Consider the following 18414-nt stretch of genomic DNA (forward strand, 5'->3'; position numbering starts at 1 on the left):
ATTCACACATCCCCTGTAGGAGCGGGCTTGCCCGCGAAGGGGCCAACACTGCCAACTGAGCTATTGAGGCCGCGGCCGCTCCGGCATCAACACCGCCGAATGCTCCGGCTCCGCCGCTCCCTCCTGCGGTGGCTCTGAATGCCGCGGCATCAAAACCTGCTGTGGATAAGTCTGCGCGAAGTGTACCCACGGACTGTTATCCACAAGCTTTTTCAAACGCTGGTTGAACGCTCGACTCACCGCGTACTGCCCCCCGGACACGGTACGGAACTGCGCCGTCAGCACCACGCCATTGAGGTCCATCTTGTCGACACCGAACACGTCCAATGGCCCCTGCAAGTTGTACCGCAGGAACGGATCGTCGCTGATCGAGTGCCCGGCCTCGCGGATCAGTTCGATGGCCTTGTCGACATCGGTGTCGTAGGTGAACTGCACCGAGAAAAACGCATAGGCAAACTGCCGCGATTGGTTGGTCACCGCTTTGATCTGGCCGAACGGCACCGAGTGCACAAAACCCTTGCCGTCGCGCAGGCGCAGGGTGCGAATGGTCAGGCCTTCGACCGTGCCGGCGTGCCCGGAATCGAGCACCACCCAGTCGCCGATGGACAGGGTGTCTTCGATGATGATGAACAGCCCGGTGATCACGTCCTGCACCAGTTGCTGGGAGCCAAAACCGATGGCCAGACCGATGACCCCGGCACCGGCCAGGAATGGCGCGACGTTGATCCCCAGGTTGGCCATGGTGGTGATTGCGCAAATCACCACCAGAATGATTTTGATCGCATTGCGCAGCAACGGCAGGATGGTTTTGACCCGCGTACTCGGCTGACGCGCCGAGCGTTTTGTGGCCGGTGGTTTCAGCGCTTCCTGGATCGCCGTGTCGAGCACCACCCAGACCATCCAGGTGATCAGGAAGATCAGGCCGATGTGACTCAGCGAATCACTGATCGCTCGACCGACCGCGTTGCTCACCGCGAAATCGAACAACGACACGCCCCAGATGCGCCCAAGGATGTCGATGAACACGATGGCCATGGCAATGCGCAACAAGGCATGGGACAGGTTGAGAAAACGCTCTTTGTAGGCACTGTTGCGGCGCAGGTCCGCTTCACTGCGCGACTTAAACAAGTGATGCAGCGTAGTACTCAGAAACACCGTGGCAATCAGCAGCACCGTGGTGAACAGCGCACTGCGCAGGACCTGCTGATTGTCTGCACTGACGCTGATCAGATTGATGATCGAGACCAGCACCATCAACAGTATCGGCCAATACCAGAGCCCGGAAAATATCCGCAAAGTTTCACGCAAGGCCGGCTGTTTCCGACGCTGCGCCAGTGGCAGGATCCGGATCAACTGAGCGACCGGACGACGCATGCGGATCACCAGCAGGCCAAAGGAAATCGACGCCGCCAGACCGGTAAATACCGCAATGCTGCTGGTGAGGTTGTTGCCCAATTGATGTGAGATCTGCGGGCTGGTCAGGGCGTCACTCAGCGCGACAAGAAAACCGATTCCAAACAACGGACGCGGGCTGTGCTGACGAATGATTTGTACGGCCCGGCGCTTGTGGCCGGTGTTGAACAATACCACCAACGACATCACCAACGAGGCGGCGAACACACCGCTACTGGTGGCATAGGCAAAGCACAACGCGAGCGCCCGCCCCGCCGACACTGGTAGAAACTGGCTGGCATAAATCGTCAGTGGCAGGCTGACCAACGCCGCAATGCTGTAGGGCAACACGTAACCCAACAAGGCCTGGCCACGCTCGCGAGTGAGCAGCAGCCGATGTTCACACAGACGTTGGGCGGACCATTTGCCGAGCAACCACAGCGAGCCAAAAACAGCGGCCCAGACAAAGGTCAGCAACAGGAAATCCCCGGTCACGCTCCAGCTCGAACGAGCGGACGGGCGATTGACCAACTGATCCACCTCATCCGCCGCACGATCCGCGCGCAGGCGCCAGGCGTCGACCAGGTTTTCATTGAGATCGAGTTTGTTTTGCACCTCGTCAATGCTGGAGCTGATGGCTCCCAGTAAACCGCCCTGTACCAGCGGTTGAGGATGGGCCGGTGGCGTCGCGGCAGTGGTACTGGCAGGCAGGCCCGGAATAGCCGCCGCCTCCAGTTCCTCGCTGCCCAGAAACAGCAACGCGCCGAGCAACATCGCGGTCTTGAGCTTGATCAAGGCATCCGCTCCTTTGGATAAGACTGTAAGGAACTGATCGAGAAACGGCGGACTAGTTCGGCGATGGCCTGCAACTGCCCGGCGATCTTTGCGTTCAAGACAAATATCAAATGCTCTTCCCTGTATTTTTCCGCACAACCCAAACCCCGACACTGCGCTCCATCACATCAACCCACCGGAGTTGCAGCCATGCCCATTGCCTTGCTCGCGCTGACCCTCAGCGCCTTCGCCATCGGGACGACCGAGTTCGTCATCGTTGGCCTGCTACCTACCATCGGCGCCGACCTCGGGGTCAGCCTGCCATCGGCCGGCCTGCTGGTCAGCCTCTACGCACTGGGCGTCGCCGTTGGCGCCCCGGTGCTGACCGCCCTGACCGGCAAAGTGCCGCGCAAATTGTTGCTGCTGTCGCTGATGGTGTTGTTCACCCTCGGCAATCTGCTGGCGTGGAAAGCGCCGGGCTACGAGTCGCTGATACTCGCACGGATCGTGACCGGCCTGGCCCACGGGGTGTTTTTCTCGATCGGTTCAACCATCGCCACCAGTCTAGTGCCCAAGGAAAAAGCCGCCAGCGCCATCGCCATCATGTTCACCGGCTTGACCGTGGCGCTGGTGACCGGCGTACCGCTGGGCACATTCATCGGCCAGCATTTCGGCTGGCGTGAAACCTTCCTTGCCGTCTCGGCATTGGGTGTGATCGCGTTCATCGGCAGCCTGCTCTACGTGCCGAAAAATATCGCCCACAGCAAACCGGCTTCACTGGTGCAGCAATTACAGGTGCTCAAGCAACCACGTCTGCTGCTGGTGTACGCCATGACGGCGGTTGGTTACGGCGGTTCGTTCATTGCCTTCACCTTCCTCGCGCCGATCCTTCAGGACATCGCAGGTTTCAGCGCCAGCACCGTCAGCCTTGTCTTGCTGGTGTACGGCCTCTCGGTGGCGGTGGGCAACATCTGGGGCGGCAAACTGGCCGACAAACGCGGCCCGATCAGCGCCTTGAAAATCATCTTCGCCCTGCTCGCCGCCGTGCTGTTCGTGCTGACGTTCACCGCCAGTAATCCATGGCTGGCACTGGCCACCGTGCTGGTCTGGGGCGCCGTGGCGTTCGGCAACGTGCCGGGGTTGCAGGTGTATGTGGTGCGTCAGGCCGAACATCACACCCCGCATGCGGTGGACGTTGCGTCGGGCCTGAACATCGCCGCCTTCAACCTCGGCATCGCAGGTGGGGCGTGGGGCGGTGGTTTGATCGTCGCGCACATGGGCTTGATCCATACCGCGTGGATTGGCGGGCTGGTGGTGCTGGTGGCGCTGGCATTGACGGCATGGAGTGGACGCCTGGATCGCCTCGGCCCGGTGTATGCCGAGAGCTCGACCCGCGTCGTCGCCGGTCACTGATAACCCCCTGTGGGAGCTAGCCTGCTAGCGATGGCGATAGATCAGCCAACATTGATGTGTCTGACAGACCGCTATCGCTAGCAGGCTAGCTCCCACATTTGAATTACTGGTGCCTACCGTCCGTAGCCCCACCGAAACTTTCGTCGCCGCCCCGCAGTCAGCAAAAGAATGGGGCACTCAGACGGGAGGCGACATGGCGGCGATTCACATCGGAATTTCAGGTTGGCGTTACACGCCCTGGCGGGGGGATTTCTACCCAAAGCGGTTGCCCCAAAAGCGCGAGCTGCAATTCGCGTCGCGGGCGGTCAACAGCATCGAAATCAATGGATCGTTCTACGCCCTGCAGCGGCCTGACCGGTACGCCCGCTGGTATGCCGAGACCCCGCCGCACTTTATCTTCAGCGTCAAAGCCCCGCGTTTCATAACCCACATCAAGCGTCTGCGGGACATTCATAAACCCCTGGCCAATTTCTTTGCCTCCGGGGTGCTGGAGCTCAAGGAAAAGCTTGGCCCGATCCTCTGGCAATTTCCACCCAACTTCAAATTCGATGCCGAGCTGTTCGAAACCTTTCTCGACCAGTTGCCGCACAACACCGAACAAGCCGCCGCGCTCGCCCACCAGCACGACTCACACCTGAGCGGCCCGGCCAGCATGAAGGCCCACGCAAAGAAGCCGGTGCGCCACGCCGTGGAAATCCGTCACGAGAGCTTCATCGACCCGGTCTTTGTTCGCCTGCTCAAGCGCTATAACGCTGCATTGGTCATCGCCGACACCGCCGGTAAATGGCCGTATCGCGAAGACATCACCAGTGACTTCGTTTACCTGCGCCTGCACGGCGCCGAAGAACTCTACGCCAGCGGCTACACCCCACAGGCGCTAAAGCGTTGGGGCGATCGGATCGAGGCCTGGCATCACGGCCGGCAACCGGCTGACCCCCATTTGATCGCGCCGCGACAAAAGCCCAGGGCGCGCAAATCCCGCGAGGTATTTTGTTATTTCGACAATGACATCAAAGTCCGCGCGCCCTTCGATGCGCGTCGACTGCTGGAGCGCTTCGACCTCGACCAACATTTGCTCACCACCCCCGGCGAACCCGCTGCCGAAGGGGTGCTGCCATGAGCATTTCCGAGCCTATCGGCGTGACGGACGAGCAAGCGCAAGTCAACACCTCCGCGCACCGTTTTACGGTGCTCACGGTCAACACCCACAAGGGTTTCACGGCGCTGAACCGTCGATTCATCTTGCCGGAACTGCGTGAAGCGGTGCGCAGTGTGTCCGCCGACGTGGTGTTTTTGCAGGAAGTCCACGGCACGCACGAACAGCATCCCAAGCGCTACAGCAATTGGCCGGCGATGCCGCAGTACGAGTTTCTTGCCGACACCCTGTGGCCGCAGTTCGCCTACGGACGCAATGCGGTTTATCCGGCAGGCGATCACGGCAACGCGCTGTTGTCGAAATTCCAGATCGTTCGCCATGACAACCTCGACGTGTCCATCAGCGGCCATGAGAATCGCGGCATTCTGCATTGTGTCCTTCGACTGCCCGGCGAAGGTCCAGAGGTACACGCGATCTGCGTGCACCTTGGCCTGCGTGAAACCCACCGCAATGAACAACTCAAATTGCTCGCCCGGCGCCTGGCGGAACTGCCCAGTGACGCGCCGGTGATCGTCGCCGGCGATTTCAATGATTGGCGCCAGCGCGCCGATGCCCTGCTCAAACCCTGCGGGCTTCACGAGGTGTTCGCCCAGCATCACGGCAAACCGGCACGCAGTTTTCCGGCGCGCCTGCCAGCCCTGCGCCTGGACCGCATCTACGTGCGCAACCTCAAGGCCAGCCAACCGCAAGTGCTGACCACCCGTCCCTGGTCACACCTTTCCGACCACGCCCCGCTGTCGGTGGAGATCGAGCTATGAGCACCTCTTCGATGGAAAAAACCAGCGTGGACCAAGTCTCCACACCGCCGCCGATCCACGAGCCGGCAGTCGTCGATGTCGAGTATGGCTGGCACGGCAATAACAGGGTCGAACTGCTGGAAAATGGTGAGGCATATTTCCCCCGGGTTTTCGAAGCCTTGCGCCAGGCCAAGAGTGAAATCCTTCTGGAAACCTTCATCGTTTTCGAAGACAAAGTCGGCAACGAGCTGCAGCAGATCCTGATCGAAGCCGCACAGCGCGGGGTGCGCACAACCGTCAGCCTCGACGGCTTCGGTTGCGGTGAGCTGAGCACCGGTTTTCTCAACGCCCTGAGCGGTGCCGGCGTGCATTTGCAGATGTTCGACCCGGCACCCAAACGATTGGGCATTCGCACCAACTGGTTCCGTCGCCTGCACCGCAAGATCGTGGTGGTGGATGGCAACGTCGCGTTCATCGGTGGAATCAATTTTTCCGCCGACCATCTGGCGGACTTCGGCCCCGAGGCCAAACAGGATTACTCCGTCGAGGTGCAAGGCCCCGCCGTCGCCGACATCCATCACTTCGCCCTGCTGCAATGCGGCCGCCCGGCCCGCGCCAAATACTGGTGGCAGCGGCGTCGGCAGCGTCGCTCGGAACTGATGATCAGCGATCACGATGGACAAGTGCGCCTGGTGTACCGCGACAACGCCGAGCATCCCACCGACATCGAAGAGGTTTACCGCCAGGTGCTGCGCACGGCACAACGACGCGTTTACATCGCCAACGCTTACTTTTTCCCGGGCTATCGATTACTGCGCGAGATCCGCAACGCTGCCCGCCGGGGCGTGGACGTTCGCCTGATTCTGCAGGGACAACCGGACATGATGGTGGCCAAACTCGCTGCGCGAATGACCTACGACTACCTGCTCAAGTCCGGGGTGCAAATCTACGAATATTGCGACCGGCCGCTGCACGGCAAAGTCGCGCTGGTGGACGAAGACTGGAGCACCGTGGGTTCCAGCAACCTCGACCCGCTGAGCCTGTCGATGAACCTGGAAGCCAACGTGTTGATCCGTGACCGGGCCTTCAACCGTGATCTGGCCGAACGGCTCGAAGAGTTGAGCGACAACCATTGCAAAGTCATGTCGGTGGACAAAGCGCCTCGCGGGCGGGTCTGGCACATGACCGTGGGGTTTCTGGTGTTCCACTTTCTACGGCATTTCCCGGCGTGGGCCGGTTGGTTACCGGCGCACAAGCCACACCTGAAACCCTTCACACCGGCGCCCGGGAGCGATCACCATGAGCCACGCTGATACGCACTCAACGCCCCACACCGAGCACCCGGCCAAGTCGCGTTTCGGTCGCTGGAAAAGACCGCTGACCTTGCTGTTTTTTCTGGCGCTGATCGTCCTGCTGACTATGTTTGCGCAGCGCATCGAATGGGCCGAAGTGCTCGAAACCCTCGCCGATTTCAAGGTGCGCACGCTGATCATTGCGTCCGGCCTGACCTTGGTGAGTTTTCTGGTGTATGCCTGTTTCGACTTGATCGGCCGCACTTACATCCGCCAGGACCTGACGTGGAAACAGATCCTGCCGGTGGGGATCATCAGCTACGCGTTCAACCTCAACCTCAGTGCCTGGGTCGGTGGCATTGCCATGCGTTATCGCCTGTATTCGCGGCTGGGGGTGAGCAAAAGCAACATCGCGAAAATTCTCGGCCTGAGCCTGGCGACCAACTGGTTCGGCTACATGCTGATTGCCGGCGTGGTGTTCAGCAGCGGACTGGTGCGGATGCCGCCCGGCTGGAAATTGAGCAGCGGTGCGTTGCAGGCGGTGGGTGTGTTGTTGCTGTTGGTGAGCGCTGGGTATCTCGCGGCCTGCCGCTTTTCCAGCCGTCGCGAGTGGTCGATTCGCGGGGTGGAAATCAACTTGCCGTCGCTGCGCATGGCAATCCTGCAACTGTGCCTCGGCGCATTGAACTGGTCGCTGATGGCCGCGGTGATTTTCACCTTGCTGCCGAGCAAACTCGACTATCCGCTGGTGCTCGGCGTGTTGCTGATCAGTGCCATTGCCGGGGTCATCACGCACATCCCGGCCGGGCTCGGTGTGCTGGAAGCGGTGTTCGTCGCGCTGCTGCAACACGAGGCGTCGCGGGGCAGTTTGGTGGCGGGGTTGCTGGCGTATCGAGCGATTTATTTCTTGTTGCCGCTTTTGATTACGTTGGTGATGTATCTGGTGGTGGAGGCCAAGGCGAAGTCGCTGCGGATTTCGAAGAAGCCCAAGTGATTTGTGGTGTTTGACCTGACGCCATCGCGGGCAAGCCCGCTCCCACAGAGTTTTGGGCGATCACCCATTTTGTGAACGACTCGGAACCTGTGGGAGCGGGCTTGCCCGCGATGGCGCCCGCAAGTACACCCAAAATCACTTGGACTGAATAATGCTCAACCGTTCACCCACCACCATTTCCGTGATCCAGTCCACAAGGATCGAGGTGTAAGCCTGCTGTGAAACCGGGTCACTCAACGCATGATCGGCACCGTCGATGATCCGGTGCGTCAACGAGTGTGTCTGCTGGCATGCCGCGCGGTAACTCATAATGGTTGCGTGCGGCACGTAGTCATCGGTCTCCGACTCAACCAACAACACATCCCCGGTAAATTCCGAACAGGCGTGCAAGGCTCGATTGCTGTCGGCGCGCACCAGCGTGCTGCGGTAATCACGCAGGTCGAGCTTGTCCAGATCGCGTTTGGGCGTGTGCCATTTATCGTCGCGATACAGCGCCGGCACCCGCAACGCCAGCCAGCGCACGGGGCGCAGAGAGGTCAGGATCGACGCCAGGTAACCACCATAACTGGTGCCCACCACGGCAATCGCCGATGTGTCGAGCGCCGGGTGCGCCAGCAACCGGTCGTAGGCCGCCAACAGGTCACGCAGGTTGTCTTCGCGAGTCACCCGTGACAGCGGAATGCCGGTGCCACCCGTGTGTCCGCGCAGGTCGAACGTCAGGCACACACAACCCAGGCCTGCGATACCTTTGGCCCGTTCCAGGTCCCGTTCCTGACTACCGCCCCAGCCGTGTACAAACAACACGCCGGGGACTTTCGATTTGGGACTGAGGAACGTCCCGCTCATCTGTTCATCGTCGATGTCGATTTGAATGCTTTCGCTTCTAGCCGTCATAGGATTTGACCGTTACGTACTTGAGTAGAAAATCACTGTTTTGCGCCGGCCCCCGGTACACCTCGATGGCGTCCACGGGCAGCGGCTGATCAATGTAGGTTTCCACCGAGGACACGCGGATCGCGCGCATTCCCGGGTCGTTGAGAAACGCCTGCAACGCTGCCACTTCAGCGCTGCTGGCGCCGCCCATGCGCCAGGACTGTTCGAGCACGCCGCTACGCTGTCTGCCGTCGCTGGCCAGCCCTTGGGCGATGTCGTAATTGCGCCGCGAGGCATAGAACCCGGGGTAGGCTTCATCGGCGGCACTGTCGAAGACCTGCGCTTGATGGATCGCCAGTTGCACATCATCCGCCAAATCCAGTTTCAGCAAATCATCATAGCCGCCCTGCACCACCAGCAGATTGGACCCGCCGTACACAGCCTCGCCGTGGGCGTCTTCGGTCAAGTATTGATCACCGCAGTAACTCAGCACTTTATTGCCGATGAAACTCTGACCGACGCTGTGGGTGACGACCTTATCCAGGTCCTGCTCCAGCACCACGCCCTCGCTGAACAAGTCTTTGGCTTCTGGGCGGGCGAGGATTTCATCGAACTGATCGAGGCTTTTGATCACTTCCTGCCCGCGTCCGGCGCACGCATGGATAGGCTTGAGACGAATCGGCCCGGCGTAGAGCAGATGCTCCGCCGCCGGTCGTGCATCTTCGAACGAGAACACGCTGAGGCCGTCGAGCACGACACTGCGCACCCGCTCGGAAAACAACGGCGCCCAGCCTTGCGGCGCGTGGGCCTGATAGCTCAACAAGCCGTGAGTTATGGCTTTGGTGCAGATGAAATCATGCTCGACATAGCCGCCCCACAAATCTTCCGGACCTTTGACACCCAATTGCCGAGCGGCCGCGGCGCCGACGAGCGTCTGGGTTGGCAGCAGGTAGAGATCGCGACCGCCATGCTCTTGCGGGTCGTAACTGCCGCCGAACTTGAGCCCGAGTATTTGCGCCAGCCAGCGAGCCAACGCGCGGTTGGTTTCAACTTCGTGCTGCGGCGCATCAGCGTGCACCGAATGAGCGACCACCAGTTTCTTGCAGTTTGCCGGGGTCATGCATCCCCCTTCAATCGGCGCTAGATGAATGTAGCTGGAGAGGTGCAGAGATCAGGCCAACGGTGCTTGCTGAAAAACGTTTTTCCAATCAAACGGTTGCAGCGTTGGTGATAGCAGGACGCCAGCTTCATTCTGCACGACCTCTACGGCATGCCCTGCAATTTGCACGATTTCAAGCATTGGGAAGTTCAACTGCAGGAGCGGCAGTTATCGGCTCGCCGCCACCGGCGTCACGCCGAATCGCGTCCGGTAATCACTCGGCGCCAGACCGGTGATTTTCTTGAACGTCGAACGGAATGCCCCCGGGTCCTGATAGCCCACCGTCCATGCAATGTGATCAATGGTGCCATTGGTGAACTCGAGCATTTCCCGGGCCTTGCCCACGCGCAAATGTTGGCAGTACTCCGTGGGCTTGAGCCCGGTGGCCGTGCGAAACCGACGCAGGAAGGTTCGTTCCTCCAGCCCTGCCCGCTCGGCCATTGCCGGCAGAGAAACGTCAGTGGCCCCGGTGCTTTGCAGCCAGTGCTGGACCTTGAGAATCGAGCCGTCGCCATGACTGAGGATCGGCGCGAAGTTGCTGCCGCACTCGCTCGCGCTGTCGCTGTGCTCGACCACCAGAAAACGCGCGGTGCCGGTGGCAATGCTCGGCCCCAGCAGGCGATCCACCAGACGCAACCCCAGCTCGGACCAGGCCATCAGCCCGGCCGTGGTGATCAGGTCGCCGTCGTCGACAATCGGTGTATCGGCCTTGAGCTTGATGGCCGGGTAACGCTCGGCAAAGGTCTTGGCCGAGGTCCAGTGGGTCGTCGCGCTGCGACCATCGAGCAGACCGCTTTCCGCCAGCAGAATCGAACCCACACAGACACCGCCCAAGGTGGCGCCGCTGGCGTGCTGCTGACGAATCCAGTCAATCAGCCCCTGCGGCGCCTGCCCTTCGGAGAACCCGGCAATCGACGGCGGAATCATCACCGCCACTAACGCACGCTCGGGGCCGGGATGGCTGTCGTAGATCCGCACCGGTGCCTGATCGCCCTCGACCTGCCAATGGCTGACGCGCAACAACGGCAAATGCGCGGCCTGATGCTCCGCGGCAATCCGGTTGGCCACCCCGAACAGGTCCGTCAACCCATGCACCGCCGCCATCTGCGCGCCGGGATAGATCAGCACACCCAGCTCGGCGATTGCCTTTTGTGCGTCCATTGTCAGTTTTCCCCCTTCAATTGTCGGTGCGGCCAATCCTCGAATGCCCTGCAAAAGCCAATACTTCATTCCACACCCAAACCGCACTTCGAGGAAACAGTCATGGCCAAGCAAGCACTCATCGTAGTCGATATCCAAAACGACTACTTCCCTCAAGGCAAGTGGCCGCTGGTCGGGGCCGATGCCGCCGCCGACAACGCCGTTCGCCTGCTCAAGGCCTTTCGCGAAGCCGGTGATTCGGTGGTGCACATCCGCCACGAATTCACCTCCGAGGACGCACCGTTTTTCACCCCGAACTCCGAAGGCGCCAAGCTTCACCCTAAAGTCCTCAACCAGGCCAATGAGCCGGTCGTACTCAAGCACTTCGTCAATTCGTTCCGCGAAACCGAACTGCAGTCCATCCTCGACGAGCAAGGCGTCAAGGAACTGGTGGTGGTCGGCAGCATGAGCCACATGTGCGTCGACGGCATCACCCGTGCGGCCAATGATCTGGGCTACAGCGTCATTGTAATTCATGACGCCTGTGCCTCCCGCGACCTGGAGTTCAACGGCACCACCGTCCCGGCGGCCCACGTACATGCCGCGTTCATGTCCGCGCTGGGCTTTGCCTACGCCGACGTGGTGTCCACTGACGAATTCCTCGCCCGTTAAGCGCCCGCCGCGCCATTCGACGGAAAAGGCCAACACAGGCATGAAGGTGTTCGCCAAAAGCTGATACGCAGCAAAAATATAAAAACCCATGGCGCCCATGCCATGGGTTTTTTATTGCCCGTGAGTCTGGACGATCTGCACCGAACGCAAGACCGCCAGAACCCAGGAAAGTCATGCCAAAGCCAACAATGGCCTCACTCCCAACGCGTCGATGGGGAGATTGCTTTGCTCAACGCCACTTTCGAGACATCTCACTGGAAGCCTGAACCATGAACAGCATGAACATCAGCACTGACAGCCTGACGAAAAAAACATCCCTGGGCCTCACCACCATGGCGATCGGGACCTACGGCATCTATGTCGCCCTCGCCGTTATCTACTTCTGGTTCGGCGGGATGAAGTTCACCCACTACGAAGCCCAGGGGCTGGTACCACTGGTCAGCAATAGTCCCTTCCTCGGTTGGGTCTACAACCTTTTCAGCGTGGACCTGTTTTCCAGTTTGCTTGGCGTTCTGGAGGTTTCGATCGGTGTATTGATTGCCGGTCGCCTGCTGTCGCCAAAGCTTTCCCTGATCGGCGGGGTTCTGTCAGCCGGACTGTTTTTCACTACGCTTAGCTTCATGTTCTCGACACCCGGCGTGATTGAACCCGGCCTTGGTTTCCCGGCCATTACAGTCGCACCAGGCCAGTTCCTGCTCAAGGACATCGGTTTGCTAGCCGCCTCCCTGTTCGTGGCAGGCCATTCGCTGACCAAACTGGAAACGACTTGAGCTGAAAACTTCATCCGCCGATGGCCTGAATCAGTTCGCTGCGTTCAGGTCATCAGCCTCAGAAAATGTGGCGCCCTCAATGGTCAGAGACTTCATCCAGTCCCGTGGGCTGCAGCCGGTCTTGCGGCGAAACGCCCGGGCCAGCGCTGACGGACTTTCATAGCCCACCTCATCGGCAATCAGCGTAATCGGCCGCCCTTCCCGAAGGCGCTTCTGCGCCAGACTGATCCGCCAGCTCAACAGATAATCCAACGGCGTTTGTCCCAGGACGGAACGGAAATGCGCCGCATACGCAGCGCGCGACATGTTGGACTCGTTCGCCAACTCGGCCACGGACCAGAGTCGTTGAGGCTGGTTATGCATCTGTATCAGCGAGCGCGCCAGGCGCAAATCGGCCAGTCCAGCCATCATGCCGGTGCTCAACTGCTGATGGTCGAGCAAGTGCCGAAACAGCAGGATGATCAACAGCTCGAACAAGCGATCAAGCACCGCCTCCCTGCCGCAATGCCCACCCGAGGCTTCACTGAACAGCCATCTCAAGGTGTCCGCCAGCAACGGAAGCTCCTCCAGAGGCAACACCAGCAGCTCGGGAAGCGACGCACAGATCGGATTGCTGATACCGCCATCGAACAGCATCGTTGCACATAACAACTGAGCGCCCTCATGCTCGTTAGCGATGAGTTGATGGCGGCTGGGGCGCGGTAGAAAAATCAGGCTCGGGCGAGTAAGCAGCACGCTACTTTTGCCGGGTCCCTTCAAGCCGACCGTGCCGGCCTGCAACAGGTGAATATGCCCGCGCAGGTCTGCGCCATCATAGGTGGACATCCCGCACAGCTTGCCGCTGTAAAACAGGTTTGCACGCACGCCGAACTGTGACAGCAACGTAGACAGGCGATCCATAGGGCAACTCGGCACAAGGTCTGGACACGTAGCAGAGTAACACCGCACGTCAGGGGTTGATCGGGCCTGACCTCAACAAGATTGCCCCGCTGAAAAAGCAAAAAGCCCGACTTCCATACGGAGGCCGGGCTTTTTCAGGTTCTATTCTTGGTGACAAGAATCAGAACGGGATATCGTCATCAAAGCTGTCGAAATCCGGAGCTGGCTGCGGTGCGGCCTGCTGTGGAGCCGGAGCCGAACGCTGTTGCGGAGCCGACTGCTGCGGACGCGGAGCCTGCTGGCGCGGAGCGGATTGCTGGTAGTTGTTACCGCCACCCTGGCCTTGCTGGTCGCCCTGAGGACGGCCACCCAGCAGTTGCATGGTGCCTTGCATGTCGACCACGATTTCAGTGGTGTAACGCTTGATACCGTCTTTTTCCCACTCGCGAGTCTGCAGTTTGCCTTCGATGTAGACCTGCGAACCTTTACGCAGGTACTCGCCAGCGATTTCTGCGACTTTGCCGAACATCGACACACGGTGCCATTCGGTTTTTTCGACTTTCTGACCGGTTTGCTTGTCGGTCCACTGTTCGCTGGTCGCCAGACTCAGGTTGGTCACGGCGTTGCCATTCGGCAGGTAACGAACTTCAGGATCCTGGCCGCAAGTGCCGACCAATATGACTTTGTTAACCCCACGGGCCATTACGTTCTCCTAGGCTACGCACGCTGCCCCGGCCGGGTTGTTCACCAGGCTCTCAAGGGTGGTGCGATCCAATAGTTCGGTGTCCAATTTGATGTAAATGGCCGCTTCATCAGCGACTATCACTGCATCTGTTACCCCTACGACGGCCTTCAGGCGCTCGACCAGACCCGCTTCGCGGATCGCCTCGGGCGACAACGGCAAGCGCAGGCTTGTCACGTAGGGAGGTTCACGCATGGTAACAGCAAAAACCAGCCAAAGTGCAGCCAGCCCGGCGCAACCGAGGAACACAACCGACAAACCGCCATGCTGGAACAACCAGCCGCCGAGGATCCCGCCGAGTGCCGAGCCAAGGAATTGACTGGTGGAGTAAACCCCCATCGCCGTGCCTTTGCCGCCTGCCGGTGAAACCTTGCTGATCAACGATGGCAACGAAGCTTCCAGCAGATTGAACGCGGTAAAGAACACCACCGTACCGATCACCAGAGCCCGCAAGCTATCGCCGAACTGCCAGAAGAATAGCTCAGTGAGCATCAGCGTCACGACGGCGCCGAGCAAAACTCGTTTCATTTTGCGTCGCTTCTCGCCGTAGATGATGAACGGAATCATGGCGAAGAACGAAATCAGCAGCGCGGTCAGGTACACCCACCAGTGCTGCTCCTTGGGCAGCCCGGCTTTTTCGACCAGCGCCAACGGCAAAGCAACGAAGCTCGACATCAACATCGCGTGCAAGACGAAAATGCCCAGGTCCAGGCGCAGCAGGTCCGGATGTTTCAGCGTCGGAATCAGCGCCTGGCGCGCCACACCGGATTCGCGGTGCTGCAATGGCCCGGTGGAGCGAGGCACCATGAACATCACAATGACAATGCCGAACAGCGCCATGCCGCCCGTGGCGAGGAACAGCCCGGACAGACCGAAAGCGCGGGTCAGCAACGGCCCGACCACCATCGCGACGGCAAACGACAGGCCGATGGTCATGCCGATCATGGCCATGGCCTTGGTCCTGTGCTGCTCGCGGGTCAAATCTGACAGCAATGCCATGACGGCGGCGGAAATCGCCCCCGCACCCTGCAGGATGCGACCGGCGATCACGCCCCAGATCGAATCGGCATTGGCCGCCAGCACGCTGCCGAGGGCGAACACGATCAACCCCAAGTAAATCACCGGGCGGCGGCCGATGCGGTCGGAAATGAAACCAAACGGTATCTGGAAAATCGCCTGGGTCAGGCCATAAGCGCCAATCGCCAGCCCGATCAGGGCCGGGGTCGCGCCTGCCAGGTCCATGCCGTAGGTCGCCAGTACCGGCAACACCATGAACATGCCAAGCATACGGAACGCGAACACCAAGGCCAGACCGCTCGCCGCGCGGGTCTCGCTGCCACTCATGCGTTCGCTGTGGGGATCGTGCATGGAAAAACCTCATGTGAACCGGCGGCGATTCTACCAGTCCCATCGATTGGCGGGGTATATCGCGACGCTTTGCCGCGTGTAGATGACAGAGCTTTCATGTAAGCCTGCAATGACATCATTCGATAGTGTGCATCCATCCAGTATTTGGCCGTATACTCCTACGTTTTCGACGCCCGCCAAGCGAGGCCACTTTGGACAAGATCCTGATTCGTGGGGCTCGAACCCACAACCTGAAGAATATCGACCTGACCCTGCCACGGGACAAGCTGATCGTCATCACCGGCCTCTCGGGCTCCGGCAAGTCGTCCCTGGCTTTCGACACCTTGTACGCCGAAGGTCAGCGCCGCTACGTCGAGTCGCTGTCGGCCTATGCCCGCCAGTTCCTGTCGATGATGGAAAAACCCGACGTCGACACCATTGAAGGCTTGTCGCCGGCGATCTCCATCGAACAGAAGTCGACCTCGCACAACCCGCGTTCGACCGTCGGCACCATTACCGAAATCTACGACTACCTACGCCTGCTTTATGCACGCGTGGGCATTCCGCGCTGCCCGGACCACGACATTCCGCTGGAAGCGCAGACCGTCAGCCAGATGGTCGATCTGGTCCTGGCCCAACCGGAGGGCAGCAAGCTGATGCTGCTGGCCCCGGTGATCCGCGAGCGCAAAGGCGAACACCTGTCGGTCTTTGAAGAGCTGCGCGCCCAGGGCTTTGTGCGTGCCCGGATCAACGGCAAGCTGTATGAGCTGGACGAAGCGCCCAAGCTCGACAAACAGAAGAAGCACACTATTGATGTCGTGGTCGACCGCTTCAAGGTCCGCGCCGACCTCCAACAGCGTCTGGCCGAATCCTTCGAGACCGCACTGAAGCTAGCGGACGGCATTGCCCTGGTGGCACCAATGGACGACGAGCCCGGCGAAGAGATGATCTTCTCCGCACGCTTCGCCTGCCCGATTTGCGGTCACGCCATCAGCGAACTCGAACCGAAACTGTTTTCCTTCAACAACCCGGCCGGCGCTTGCCCGACCTGCGATGGCCTGGGCGTGAAGCAATTCTTCGACATCAAGCGCCTCGTCAATGGCGAGCTAACGCTTGCCGAAGGTGCGATTCGCGGCTGGGACCGGCGCAACGTCTATTACTTCCAGATGCTCGGGTCGCTGGCATCCCACTACAAATTCAGCCTGGAAGTACCGTTCAACGAACTGCCAGCCGATCAGCAGAAATTCATCCTGCACGGCAGCGGCTCGCAAAACGTCGATTTCAAATACCTGAACGACCGTGGCGACATCGTCAAACGTTCGCATCCGTTCGAAGGCATCGTGCCGAACCTGGAGCGCCGCTACCGCGAAACCGAATCGGCATCGGTGCGCGAAGAACTGGCCAAGTTCCTCAGTACCCAGTCGTGCCCGGACTGCCGCGGCACCCGTTTGCGTCGTGAAGCGCGGCATGTATGGGTCGGTGAGAAAACCTTGCCGGCGGTCACCAATTTGCCGATCGGCGATGCCTGCGATTATTTCGGCGGGCTGAAACTGACCGGCCGTCGCGGGGAAATCGCTGACAAGATTCTCAAGGAAATCCGCGAACGCCTGCAGTTCCTGGTCAACGTCGGTCTCGACTACCTGTCGCTGGACCGCAGTGCCGACACCCTGTCCGGTGGCGAAGCTCAGCGTATTCGTCTGGCGAGCCAGATTGGCGCCGGCCTGGTAGGCGTCCTGTACATCCTCGACGAACCCTCGATCGGTCTGCATCAGCGCGACAACGACCGTTTGCTCGGTACCCTCAAGCACCTGCGTGATATCGGCAACACAGTAATCGTCGTCGAGCACGACGAAGATGCGATCCGTCTGGCCGACTACGTGGTGGATATCGGCCCGGGCGCAGGCGTCCATGGCGGCCATATCGTTGCCGAAGGTACGCCGGCCGAAGTCATGGCTCACCCTGACTCCCTGACCGGCAAGTACCTGTCGGGCCGGGTGAAAATCGAAGTGCCCGCCAAACGCACACCGCGCAACAAGAAGCTGTCGTTGTCGCTCAAGGGCGCACGTGGCAACAACCTGCGCAATGTCGATCTGGAAATTCCGATCGGCCTGCTGACCTGCGTCACCGGCGTGTCCGGCTCGGGTAAGTCAACGCTGATCAACAACACGCTCTTCCCGTTAAGCGCTACCGCTCTGAATGGCGCGACAACGCTGGAAGCCGCCGCTCATGACAGCATCAAGGGCCTGGAGCATCTGGACAAGGTCGTCGACATCGACCAGAGCCCGATTGGCCGTACGCCGCGCTCCAACCCGGCAACCTACACCGGCTTGTTCACACCGATTCGCGAACTGTTCGCCGGCGTGCCGGAATCACGTTCACGGGGTTATGGCCCGGGGCGTTTCTCGTTCAACGTCAAGGGCGGCCGCTGCGAAGCCTGCCAGGGCGATGGCTTGATCAAGGTAGAAATGCACTTTCTGCCCGACATCTATGTGCCTTGCGATGTGTGCAAGAGCAAGCGCTACAACCGTGAAACCCTTGAAATCAAATACAAGGGCAAGAGCATCCATGAAACCCTTGAGATGACCATCGAGGAAGCACGTGAGTTCTTCGACGCGGTTCCGGCTCTGGCGCGCAAGCTGCAAACGTTGATGGACGTCGGGTTGTCGTACATCAAGCTGGGACAATCGGCGACCACCCTGTCCGGTGGTGAGGCACAGCGGGTCAAACTCTCCCGCGAGCTCTCCAAGCGCGATACCGGCAAGACCCTGTACATCCTCGACGAGCCGACCACCGGCCTGCACTTCGCGGACATCCAGCAACTGCTGGACGTGTTGCATCGCCTGCGTGACCACGGCAACACCGTGGTAGTGATCGAACACAACCTGGACGTGATCAAGACCGCCGACTGGCTGGTCGATCTGGGGCCGGAGGGCGGTTCCAAGGGCGGCCAGATCATTGCAGTTGGGACACCGGAAGAAGTCGCCGAGATGAAGCAGTCTCATACGGGTTATTACCTGAAACCGCTGTTGGAGCGGGATCGGGCTTAACCGGCTCCATGAAAAAGCCCCTGTCAC

The 18414-nt window shown here is 60.1% G+C and carries 15 protein-coding genes; 8 read left to right on the forward strand and 7 right to left on the reverse strand.

Going from position 1 to position 18414, the window contains the following annotated elements; all coding sequences use genetic code 11:
- Positions 1-60: 60 nt before the first annotated feature.
- Entirely contained in the window at positions 61-2187 is a 2127-nt protein-coding gene (locus KVG88_RS27080; protein WP_217873246.1) for a mechanosensitive ion channel family protein, read from the reverse strand.
- 189 nt (positions 2188-2376) lie between these two features.
- On the opposite strand from KVG88_RS27080, the gene KVG88_RS27085 reads away from it, so the two are divergent.
- From KVG88_RS27085 to KVG88_RS27105, 5 genes are all read left to right on the forward strand, one after another.
- On the forward strand, positions 2377-3579 hold the full coding sequence (locus KVG88_RS27085) for an MFS transporter (protein WP_150701660.1): 1203 nt from the start codon (positions 2377-2379) through the stop codon (positions 3577-3579).
- A 193-nt stretch (positions 3580-3772) separates the two neighbouring features.
- Positions 3773-4699, forward strand: a complete 927-nt coding sequence (locus KVG88_RS27090; RefSeq protein WP_217873247.1) for a DUF72 domain-containing protein — start codon at positions 3773-3775, stop codon at positions 4697-4699.
- Positions 4696-5493 (forward strand): endonuclease/exonuclease/phosphatase family protein, encoded by a 798-nt coding sequence (locus KVG88_RS27095; RefSeq protein ID WP_217873248.1) that lies wholly within the window; start codon positions 4696-4698, stop codon positions 5491-5493. Before KVG88_RS27090 ends, KVG88_RS27095 begins: the two co-directional genes overlap by 4 nt.
- Positions 5490-6785: a cardiolipin synthase ClsB gene (clsB, locus tag KVG88_RS27100; protein WP_150701663.1), complete on the forward strand. Its 1296-nt coding sequence runs from the start codon at positions 5490-5492 to the stop codon at positions 6783-6785. The genes KVG88_RS27095 and clsB overlap by 4 nt, the downstream gene beginning before the upstream one ends.
- Positions 6772-7758, forward strand: coding sequence for a lysylphosphatidylglycerol synthase domain-containing protein (locus KVG88_RS27105; protein ID WP_150701664.1), 987 nt, complete (start codon positions 6772-6774; stop codon positions 7756-7758). The genes clsB and KVG88_RS27105 overlap by 14 nt, the downstream gene beginning before the upstream one ends.
- 135 nt (positions 7759-7893) lie before the next feature.
- Here the strand turns inward: KVG88_RS27105 and KVG88_RS27110 are convergent, their stop codons facing one another.
- The 3 genes from KVG88_RS27110 to KVG88_RS27120 all read right to left on the reverse strand — a co-directional run bounded on the left by KVG88_RS27110 (position 7894) and on the right by KVG88_RS27120 (position 10951).
- Positions 7894-8652, reverse strand: coding sequence for an alpha/beta hydrolase family protein (locus KVG88_RS27110; protein WP_150704921.1), 759 nt, complete (start codon positions 8650-8652; stop codon positions 7894-7896).
- On the reverse strand, positions 8642-9751 hold the full coding sequence (locus KVG88_RS27115; RefSeq protein WP_217873249.1) for a DUF3182 family protein: 1110 nt from the start codon (positions 9749-9751) through the stop codon (positions 8642-8644). Before KVG88_RS27115 ends, KVG88_RS27110 begins: the two co-directional genes overlap by 11 nt.
- A 207-nt stretch (positions 9752-9958) precedes the next feature.
- A complete protein-coding gene (locus KVG88_RS27120) occupies positions 9959-10951 on the reverse strand; it encodes a GlxA family transcriptional regulator (protein WP_217873250.1) in 993 nt (330 codons plus the stop codon).
- A 102-nt stretch (positions 10952-11053) separates the two neighbouring features.
- Between KVG88_RS27120 and KVG88_RS27125 the strand changes: the two genes are divergently transcribed.
- Positions 11054-11602, forward strand: a complete 549-nt coding sequence (locus KVG88_RS27125) for a cysteine hydrolase family protein (RefSeq protein WP_217873251.1) — start codon at positions 11054-11056, stop codon at positions 11600-11602.
- A 269-nt stretch (positions 11603-11871) separates the two neighbouring features.
- Entirely contained in the window at positions 11872-12372 is a 501-nt protein-coding gene (locus KVG88_RS27130; protein WP_217873252.1) for a YkgB family protein, read from the forward strand.
- 30 nt (positions 12373-12402) lie between these two features.
- Here the strand turns inward: KVG88_RS27130 and KVG88_RS27135 are convergent, their stop codons facing one another.
- The 3 genes from KVG88_RS27135 to KVG88_RS27145 all read right to left on the reverse strand — a co-directional run bounded on the left by KVG88_RS27135 (position 12403) and on the right by KVG88_RS27145 (position 15361).
- Positions 12403-13272, reverse strand: a complete 870-nt coding sequence (locus KVG88_RS27135) for a helix-turn-helix transcriptional regulator (RefSeq protein ID WP_217873253.1) — start codon at positions 13270-13272, stop codon at positions 12403-12405.
- A 160-nt stretch (positions 13273-13432) separates the two neighbouring features.
- A complete protein-coding gene (locus KVG88_RS27140; RefSeq protein ID WP_053162823.1) occupies positions 13433-13954 on the reverse strand; it encodes a single-stranded DNA-binding protein in 522 nt (173 codons plus the stop codon).
- Between the two features lie 9 nt (positions 13955-13963).
- Entirely contained in the window at positions 13964-15361 is a 1398-nt protein-coding gene (locus KVG88_RS27145; RefSeq protein ID WP_034148069.1) for an MFS transporter, read from the reverse strand.
- A gap of 191 nt (positions 15362-15552) precedes the next feature.
- Here KVG88_RS27145 and uvrA point away from each other — a divergent pair, with 191 nt between their 5' ends.
- Positions 15553-18387 carry an excinuclease ABC subunit UvrA gene (uvrA, locus tag KVG88_RS27150; protein WP_150704928.1) on the forward strand — a complete coding sequence of 945 codons (2835 nt, stop codon included), beginning with the start codon at positions 15553-15555 and terminating at the stop codon, positions 18385-18387.
- The last annotated feature ends 27 nt before the right edge of the window (positions 18388-18414 follow it).

Origin of the sequence: Pseudomonas azerbaijanoccidentalis, assembly GCF_019145495.1 — a bacterium.
GTDB classification, from domain to species: Bacteria; Pseudomonadota; Gammaproteobacteria; order Pseudomonadales; family Pseudomonadaceae; genus Aquipseudomonas; species Aquipseudomonas azerbaijanoccidentalis.

Excerpts from the sequence above, each read along its gene's own strand:
- KVG88_RS27120 (WP_217873250.1), bottom strand. The coding sequence starts at position 10,951 with ATGGACGCACAAAAGGCAATCGCCGAGCTGGGTGTGCTGATCTATCCC.
- KVG88_RS27095 (WP_217873248.1), top strand. The coding sequence starts at position 4,696 with ATGAGCATTTCCGAGCCTATCGGCGTGACGGACGAGCAAGCGCAAGTC.
- clsB (WP_150701663.1), top strand. The coding sequence starts at position 5,490 with ATGAGCACCTCTTCGATGGAAAAAACCAGCGTGGACCAAGTCTCCACA.
- KVG88_RS27140 (WP_053162823.1), bottom strand. The coding sequence starts at position 13,954 with ATGGCCCGTGGGGTTAACAAAGTCATATTGGTCGGCACTTGCGGCCAG.
- KVG88_RS27085 (WP_150701660.1), top strand. The coding sequence starts at position 2,377 with ATGCCCATTGCCTTGCTCGCGCTGACCCTCAGCGCCTTCGCCATCGGG.
- KVG88_RS27145 (WP_034148069.1), bottom strand. The coding sequence starts at position 15,361 with ATGCACGATCCCCACAGCGAACGCATGAGTGGCAGCGAGACCCGCGCG.
- KVG88_RS27105 (WP_150701664.1), top strand. The coding sequence starts at position 6,772 with ATGAGCCACGCTGATACGCACTCAACGCCCCACACCGAGCACCCGGCC.
- KVG88_RS27110 (WP_150704921.1), bottom strand. The coding sequence starts at position 8,652 with ATGACGGCTAGAAGCGAAAGCATTCAAATCGACATCGACGATGAACAG.
- KVG88_RS27130 (WP_217873252.1), top strand. The coding sequence starts at position 11,872 with ATGAACAGCATGAACATCAGCACTGACAGCCTGACGAAAAAAACATCC.
- KVG88_RS27125 (WP_217873251.1), top strand. The coding sequence starts at position 11,054 with ATGGCCAAGCAAGCACTCATCGTAGTCGATATCCAAAACGACTACTTC.
- KVG88_RS27135 (WP_217873253.1), bottom strand. The coding sequence starts at position 13,272 with ATGGATCGCCTGTCTACGTTGCTGTCACAGTTCGGCGTGCGTGCAAAC.
- KVG88_RS27090 (WP_217873247.1), top strand. The coding sequence starts at position 3,773 with ATGGCGGCGATTCACATCGGAATTTCAGGTTGGCGTTACACGCCCTGG.
- KVG88_RS27115 (WP_217873249.1), bottom strand. The coding sequence starts at position 9,751 with ATGACCCCGGCAAACTGCAAGAAACTGGTGGTCGCTCATTCGGTGCAC.